This is a genomic window from Sandarakinorhabdus sp. (genome assembly GCF_031430775.1).
Classification (GTDB): Bacteria; Pseudomonadota; Alphaproteobacteria; order Sphingomonadales; family Sphingomonadaceae; genus Sandarakinorhabdus.
Map to the genome: position 1 here is coordinate 1 of NZ_JANPCD010000085.1, position 7,667 is coordinate 7,667.

Genomic DNA, 7,667 nt, shown 5'->3' on the forward strand with positions numbered 1-7,667 from the left:
TCGATCATGCCGGGCATCAGCGTGGCACCAGGCAACGCCATCACCCGCGCACCCGCCGGCACCGCGACATCCGGGCCGGCGGCAACGATTCGGTCACCATCGACCAGCACCTGCCAGCCCGGCCGCATCACGTCGCCGTCAAAGACGCGCGCTGGCTTGAGAAACAGGACCTCGGCGCCGGCTGGCAGGGCAAGTACGAGAGCAAGCGCGCTTGCCCGGAAAAGTGACTTCATCATTTTGGCCCTCTTGCGCCGGTGCAACAAGCACGCAACATTCGCCAATCATCGGCACAAGGCAACGGGGCGAAATGCCGGCGCGGGCCGGGGTGCGGGGGAATGCATGTCTGAATTCGTCAATCAGCGCTTCTTTGACCGACCCGACGCCTTGCTCGCGGCCAGAGGCGCCGACAGCCGGCAGAGCATCAGCGGGCCGGACGGCGATGTACTGGTCTGGATTACCAACGGTGGGATCGCCCGGCCCGAACGTATTGAACTGGCCTCTGGCACAAGGCTGGTGCGATTTGCCGGCACAGGCCACCCCGCATCGGCCATGGCGGGCTGCTGGTGGCTGACCTTCGCCGAATATGCCCGCATAGAACAGCTTGCGGACAGCAAAGGGCTACCCGCCGGCACGGCGGTGCGCATCTTGTGCGCGGTCCCTCCCGAATGGAGCAGCATGGATGTGATTGTGCAGGTCCGGTCGAAGGCACCGCTTCTGGCATATGTCGGCCAGGGAGCGCCCGCCAGGCAGGGGACACCTCTCGCCGGCGTTTCGACCGTTCTGAGCGGCTGGGAACTGGGCGTGTCGCCGGCGCGGCAATTGTTCATTCCCGGCATGGGTAGCGGCGATGTCCGGCAACACAGCCTGAGCCTCGAAGGCACCGGGTTCCTGCCATCTGACTATTCCCGGCGCGGGTTCATCCACCGCGTGGAGACATAGTTTCCTGCCGGCAGGACGTGCCGCTCGCTGCGGTGGATGACCTTTGCGTTACGCGCATCGCGCCGCTATCAGGGGGCCGAGCCGGCAACAGACCGGCCACAGGGCAGGGAGCTTCAGCTTGACCGAATCCAGCGCCGCCGCGGCAGATATCGTCGATACCCGTCCGCAATGGTTCGGCCATCCGGCGCAGCTCGCCCGATTGTTCACCACCGAAGCCATGGAACGTTTCGGCTATTACGGCATGCGGGCGCTGCTGACGCTGTATCTGGCCGAACATTTCCTGTTTTCAGACCGGGCGACGACCGGGCTGTATGGCGGCTTCACGGCGCTGGTCTATCTGACGCCGCTGGTCGGCGGCTTGCTTGCCGATCGTTATCTGGGATCGAAAAAGGCCGTCAAATTCGGCGCTATCCTGATGGCGCTGGGCTATTTCACCCTGTGCTTCGGCGGTGAAGCGGCCAAGCCCTATGCCGTCATCGAAGGCACGCGCTATGATGTGACCGTCGACAAAAGCAGCGACGCCAAGGCCCAGTCCGTCGAGATTGCCGGCCAGAAGCTGACCATCAAGGGCAACGAAGACGGCACAGTCGCGCTTGTCGGCACCGATGGCGCCGTCGTGCGCACCGTGCCCAAGGGCGGGTTCGATGCCGGCGGCGACCGCGATGCGATGTTCGTCATCGTCATGTTGCTCGGCCTGTCGGCGGTCACGGTCGGCAACGGTTTCTTCAAGCCCAACATCTCGACCATGGTCGGCTCGCTGTATGCCTCGGGCGACCGCCGCCGCGATGCCGGCTTCACCATCTTCTACATGGGCATCAACCTGGGCTCGTTGGGCTCGCAGATCCTGTGTCCATTCCTCGCCGACGCTTATGGCTGGTGGGCCGGCTTTCTTCTGGCCGCGCTGGGCATGACGCTCAGCTGGTTTCTCATCCAGTTTTCCGGTGACCGGCTGACGGGTTATGGCGACCCGCCGGCGGGTCAGGACAAGGACCGCTCACTCCTTATATATGCAGGCGCCATTTTGACTGTGCCGCTGGTGTGGTTCCTGTTCAACAATCTGATGAATGCGCCGCCACCCGTCGCTGGTGAAGGCCTGCTCGGCTATGTCCTGGCGCTGCCGATTCTGGGCAAGGTGCTGTTCGCGACGTTCCTGGTGTCGGTCATCGGCATTCCGATCTGGTCGTATTTTGCCGGCACGCGGCAAGAGGCGCAGATGATGCTCGCCGCCATCGTGCTCATCGTCTTCAACGTGGTGTTCTGGACGCTGTTCGAACAGGCGGGGTCATCGCTGACACTGTTTGCCGATCGCAACACCGATCTGTCGGTGTTCGGCTGGTTCCGCATCAGCGCCGGCCAGACCCAGTTCTTCAACGCGTTCTTCATCGTCGCGCTGGCGCCGCTGTTCAGCATCCTGTGGAAATGGCTGGGCGATCGCGGCATCGAGCCGGGGATTCCGATCAAGTTCGGCCTGGCGCTGGTCATGGTCGGGCTGGGCTTCCTGTTCCTCGTCTGGGGCGCGGATTTTGCGGGGCCTGACTTCAAGGTCGCCATCTGGTGGCTCGCTGGCCTGTATTTCATCCATTCCGCTGCTGAACTGTGCATTTCGCCGGTCGGCCTCAGCATGATCACCAAACTGTCGATCGCGCGCATTGTCGGCATGATGATGGGCGTGTGGTTCCTGTCGATCAGCTGCGCGCAATATGTCGCCGGCGTGGTGGCGCAGGTTGCCAGCGTCGAAACGGTGGGCGGCCAGGTCACCAACCTCAAGGTCAGCCTCGACACCTATGCCGGCGTATTCCAGACGATCGGGCTGGTGTCGGCCGGCATCGGGCTGCTGTTGCTGCTGGTCTCGCCGCTGCTCAAGCGCATCATGCACGGGGTAAAATAGGCCGAGCCGCTTGTCCGAAAGGGCTATCGATTCAAAGTGTCTTGCCCTCGGCCCCGCTAACCGCCACCTTGCCCTGAGCAGCCTGGCGATTTCCGGGCAGGGGAAAATCATGCGGCTGGGCTGGCAAAGTATATTGGCAACATTGGCGCTGTCGGCTTGCGCCGGCAAGGCACCGCCGCCGGCAGCAACTGCCGGCGGCGCCCCGACAGAGATCGTCGCGGCGCCGTCTGACCCCTGGCCGAGCCAATACAAGCCATACCCCGGTGTCACCACCGTGATTCGCGGCGCCACCATCTATGACGGAGCGGGGCGCAAATATGCCCCCGGCATGGTCCGAATCGAAAATGGCAAGGTTGCCGAAATTGGTGGCAGCGTCGCCATTCCCACCGGTGCCACGGTCATCGATGCCCCCGGCCAGTATGTCACTGCCGGTATCATCGACATCCATTCCCACCTTGGCGCCTATGCGACGCCGGGCGTCGAGGCGCACAGCGACGGCAACGAGGCGACATCGCCGGCCCGGCCCGAGGTGTGGGCCGAACATTCGGTCTGGCCGCAGGACCCCGGCTTTTCGCGCGCCATTGCCGGCGGCATCACCGCGCTGCATGTGCTGCCCGGCTCCGCCAATCTGTTCGGCGGGCGCGGCACGACGCTCAAGCCCGTCTATGCCCGCTCCGTGCAGGAAATGAAGTTTCCCGGCGCGCCCTACAGCCTCAAGATGGCCTGCGGCGAAAATCCCAAGCGCGTCTATGGCGCCAAGAACCAGATGCCGCAGACCCGCATGGGCAATATCGCCTATGCCCGCCAGGCCTGGGCCGATGCCGCCGGCTACAAGCGCCGCTGGGACGATTATACCCGCCGCGCCAAGGCCGGCACCGCCAAGCCGACCGATGCGCCGCGTCGCGAATTGGCCGGCGACACGCTGATGGGCGTGCTCAGCGGCGACATTCTCGTGCAGAACCACTGCTACCGCGCCGATGAAATGGCCAATGTCATCGCGATGAGCCATGAATTCGGTTATAAGGTGACCGCGTTCCATCACGCGGTCGAAAGCTACAAGATCGCCGACATGCTCAAGGCCGAAGGCATTTGCTCGGCGATGTGGGCGGATTGGTACGGCTTCAAGATGGAAAGCTTTGACGGCATCCGTGAGAATATCGCGCTGGTGGACAATGCCGGTGCCTGCGCCATCGTCCACAGCGACGACGCCAACGGCATCCAGCGGCTGAACCAGGAAGCGGCCAAGGCGATGGCCGCCGGCCGGCGCATGGGAATGGCGCTTGCCCCGGAACATGTCTGGACCTGGCTGGCGATCAACCCGGCGCGCGGTCTGGGCATCGACAAGCGCACCGGCAGCCTCGAAGTCGGCAAGGCCGCTGATCTGGTTTTGTGGAACGCCGATCCGCTGTCGGTGCAGGGCCGCGCCATGAAAGTGTGGATCGATGGTGCGCTGATGTACGACTGGGGCGACCCCAAACGCCGCGCCACCTCCGATTTCGAGCTGGGCCAGCCCGGCGTGGGAGAACCCAAGTGAAGCGTCTCTCGTTCCTCGTAGCCCAGATTGCGACGACGCTGCTCGCAGCGCCGGTCCCCGCCGCAACCATCGCCATCACCGGCGGCACCGTGCTGACCGGCGTGGGCGAAGAAAGCATCGCCGGCGGCACCGTCATCATCCGCGATGGCCGCATTGTCGCTGTCGGCGCCGGCCTGCCTGTGCCGGCAGGCGCCACCATCATCGACGCGCGCGGCAAGACCGTCACGCCCGGCATCATCGCCGGTATGTCCGACCTTGGCATCGACGAGGTCGGCGGCGTGCGTGAAACCAATGATTCGGGCGCCCGCACCGCGCCCTGGTCCGCCGCGCTCGATCTTTCGACCGCCATCAACGGCAACAGCGTCCATATTCCCGTCGGCCGCATGGGCGGCGTCACCCGCGCCGTTGTCGGCCCCGGCGCCGAATCGGACATTTTCGGCGGGCAGGGTGTGGTCATCACGCTGGCACAGGGCGCCGACCCGGTCATGCGCCCGCGTGCCTTTCAATTTGTCGAACTGGGCGAAAATGGTGCCGGCCTTGCCGGCGGCTCGCGCCCGGCGGCCTGGGCCAGCCTGACCAGCGCGCTGGCCGAGGCGGCGCGTTACGCCGCCAACCCCGCCGGCTATGACCGGGGGCTTTCGCGCGATTCGCTGGCCAAGGCGCCCGACATTGCGGCGCTGGTGCCGGTGCTGCGCGGTACCATGCCGCTGGTGGTCCACGCCGAACGCGCCAGTGATATCGTGCAGGTGCTCGGCCTCAAGGCGCGTTATCCGGCACTGCGTCCCATCCTGATCGGCGCGCGCGAAGCCTGGCTGGTGGCGGACCGCATTGCGGCGGCCGGCGTGCCGGTCATTACCTTGTCACTATTCGACCTGCCCGACGATTTTGAAACCCTGGCCTCGTCGCGTTCGAATGTCGGGCTGTTGCAGGCGGCGGGCGTGACCGTGGCGATGGGCCTTTTCGGTGGCGATTCGGCGGCGCAGCCGCGCAACCTGCCGTATTTTGCCGGCAATGCCGTGGCGCAGGCGGCCGTGCCAGGCGCCACCGGGCTGACGCGCGGCCAGGCGCTAGCGACGATCACCGCCAATCCGGCGCGCATTTTCGGCCTGACCGACCTTGGCACGCTCAGTGTCGGCAAGCGCGGCGATGTCGTGATCTGGGACGGCGATCCGCTCGATGTCACCGGCGCGCCCATCGCCGTGCTGATCGACGGCGTCGCCCAGCCGATGCGCAGCCGCCAGACCGATTTGGCCGAACGCTACAAATCACTTGGCCGCAGCGACTTGCCGCTTCAGTATCCGCGCTGACGGGCGACGCGCCCACCGGGGGAGACAGGTCTTGAGCGATTTGATGCTGCTGGTGCTGGCAGTTGCCGCCTTTATCGGCGGACACGAGCTTTTGTCCCACCCGCTGCGCGCGCCGCTGGTTGCCCGGCTTGGCGAAAAGGGCTTTGCACTCCTCTATTCCGTGGTGGCCTTCGCCAGTCTCGGCGCTGCGGTGCAGCTTTGGCGCGCAATCCCCAAGGCGCGCCTGTGGGACACGCCGGCGGGTGCCTATCCCGCCATGCTGGCCTTGATGCTGCTGGCCTTCATCCTGTTCGTCGGTTCGGTTTCGTCGCCCAACCCGGCGATGATGGGCGGCGGCGGCAACAAGCCGCGCGGGATGCAGCGCATCACCCGCCACCCGATGATGTGGAGCTTTGCGCTCTGGGGCGCCGTGCATGTCGTGCTGACGGCCGATCCGCGCACCATCGTGCTGGCCAGCGGCATCGCCGTCCTCGCGCTGTTCGGTGCCGCCATGCAGGACGGCAAGAAAAAGGCACAGAACCCCGCTTATGGCACCCATATGTCAGTGACCAGCTTCATGCCCTTTGGCGCCATAGTTGCTGGCAAACAGCCCGTGTCGGCGCTTTGGCCCGGCGCGGTGCCGGTGCTGGGGGGGCTTGCGCTGTTCGCCATCACGCTTTGGGCACATCCGCTGCTGATCGGCGTGCCGGCCATCGACTGGAGCTATCTGCAATGAGCGCGTTTGGCAGCGACACGATCTGGATCACCGGCGCGTCTGCCGGCATCGGCAAGGGGTTGGCGCTGGCGTTCGCTGCTGCCGGCGCCCGGCTTGTGTTGTCGGGCCGCAATGCCGATGCGCTGGCCGGGGTGGCAGCGCTGTGCCCGGGCGCGCTGGTCGAAGCGTTCGAGGCGACCGACCTGGACGCGCTGCCCGCCATCGCCGCCCGCGTCGAGGCAGCGACCGGCGGCGTCACCATGCTCATCAACAATGCCGGCATTTCGCAGCGCAGCCTGGCGCTGGACACCGATTTTTCCGTGTATCGCACGCTGATGGAGGTCGATTTCTTCGCGCCGCTGCGCCTGACGCAGCTGGTGCTTCCCGGCATGGTCGCGCGCGGACAAGGCCGCATCGTCAACAATGCGTCCGTCGCGGGCAAGGTCGGCTCACCGCTGCGCACCGGCTATTGCGCTGCCAAGCATGCGCTTGTCGGCTGGTCCGACGCGCTCAGGGCCGAGGTGTTCCAATATGGCGTCAGCGTCCATGTGCTGACCCCGGGTTTTGTCGCGACCGGCATTGCCGACAATGCGCTGACCGGTGACGGCAAGGTGCGCGGCACCGCCGACGACCCGGTCAACCAGGGCATTACTCCGGACGAAGCCGCCGTCCAGATTCTTGCCGCACTGGCTGCCGGCCAGCCCGAGATCCCGGTCGGCCGCGTCGGCGCTGCGGAAATGGCGCTGCTCGATCTCAAGCGGCAGAACCCCGATCAATGCTTTGCGCTGATGGCCAGCATGGCGCCAAAGGTGGCGCGTTGAGGGCATCTGCACCTGCCTGACGATTTGCCCTTGGCGTATTCCCATTTCGCCGCTAGACGTTGAGGCAGGTGGCGTGGATGTGCCCCCACCTTTCGACATGCCTATTTCGGACATTTGATCTGGCCCCTCGCACATAGGCGGGCAGGGCAGGACCGAAAAAACAACGTCGAATTGCCCAGCAAATGGCTTTGCGCGATTCGGCCGGCCGCATTCGGGGACGCAGACTTGATCAGAAACAATCAACGGCGGCGGCGTGGCGGCGGCAATACCAACGGCCCACGCCCGCAGCAGATGGCCGGCGGCAACAACTTTGGTGCCCGGCTCGACAATCGCCAACGCGGCAACGCCACGCAGCTTCTGGAAAAATATCGCGCTCTGGCCCGCGACGCCCAGCAGGCCGGCGACCGGGTGACCACAGAATATTATCTGCAATACGCAGAGCATTATTATCGGGTCCTGGGCGATTATCGCGACCGGCAGCCGG

General features: G+C 65.4%; 7 protein-coding genes and 1 pseudogene. 7 read left to right on the forward strand and 1 reads right to left on the reverse strand.

The features are described 5' to 3' along the window. Positions 1–236, reverse strand: a pseudogene (locus RMQ73_RS04905) (amidohydrolase family protein); the annotation flags it as partial. Between the two features lie 103 nt (positions 237–339). Here RMQ73_RS04905 and RMQ73_RS04910 point away from each other — a divergent pair. The 7 genes from RMQ73_RS04910 to RMQ73_RS04940 form a co-directional block, all read left to right on the forward strand. Next, positions 340–939, forward strand: coding sequence for a hypothetical protein (locus tag RMQ73_RS04910; protein ID WP_310496943.1), 600 nt, complete (start codon positions 340–342; stop codon positions 937–939). A gap of 118 nt (positions 940–1,057) precedes the next feature. After that, entirely contained in the window at positions 1,058–2,827 is a 1,770-nt protein-coding gene (locus RMQ73_RS04915) for a peptide MFS transporter (protein WP_310496944.1), read from the forward strand. Between the two features lie 109 nt (positions 2,828–2,936). Then, positions 2,937–4,361 (forward strand): amidohydrolase, encoded by a 1,425-nt coding sequence (locus tag RMQ73_RS04920; RefSeq protein WP_310496945.1) that lies wholly within the window; start codon positions 2,937–2,939, stop codon positions 4,359–4,361. Further along, positions 4,358–5,668 carry an amidohydrolase family protein gene (locus tag RMQ73_RS04925; protein WP_310496946.1) on the forward strand — a complete coding sequence of 437 codons (1,311 nt, stop codon included), beginning with the start codon at positions 4,358–4,360 and terminating at the stop codon, positions 5,666–5,668. The genes RMQ73_RS04920 and RMQ73_RS04925 overlap by 4 nt, the downstream gene beginning before the upstream one ends. 31 nt (positions 5,669–5,699) lie before the next feature. Next, the gene (locus tag RMQ73_RS04930) at positions 5,700–6,383 is read left to right on the forward strand and encodes an NnrU family protein (RefSeq protein WP_310496947.1); all 684 of its coding nucleotides are present in this window, start codon (positions 5,700–5,702) and stop codon (positions 6,381–6,383) included. Next, positions 6,380–7,183: an SDR family NAD(P)-dependent oxidoreductase gene (locus RMQ73_RS04935; RefSeq protein WP_310496948.1), complete on the forward strand. Its 804-nt coding sequence runs from the start codon at positions 6,380–6,382 to the stop codon at positions 7,181–7,183. Before RMQ73_RS04930 ends, RMQ73_RS04935 begins: the two co-directional genes overlap by 4 nt. A gap of 225 nt (positions 7,184–7,408) precedes the next feature. Continuing rightward, positions 7,409–7,667 (forward strand): DUF4167 domain-containing protein (locus RMQ73_RS04940; protein ID WP_310496949.1); only part of this gene is annotated, 259 nt, incomplete at its 3' end.

Excerpts from the sequence above, each read along its gene's own strand:
- RMQ73_RS04935 (WP_310496948.1), top strand. The coding sequence starts at position 6,380 with ATGAGCGCGTTTGGCAGCGACACGATCTGGATCACCGGCGCGTCTGCC.
- RMQ73_RS04920 (WP_310496945.1), top strand. The coding sequence starts at position 2,937 with ATGCGGCTGGGCTGGCAAAGTATATTGGCAACATTGGCGCTGTCGGCT.
- RMQ73_RS04910 (WP_310496943.1), top strand. The coding sequence starts at position 340 with ATGTCTGAATTCGTCAATCAGCGCTTCTTTGACCGACCCGACGCCTTG.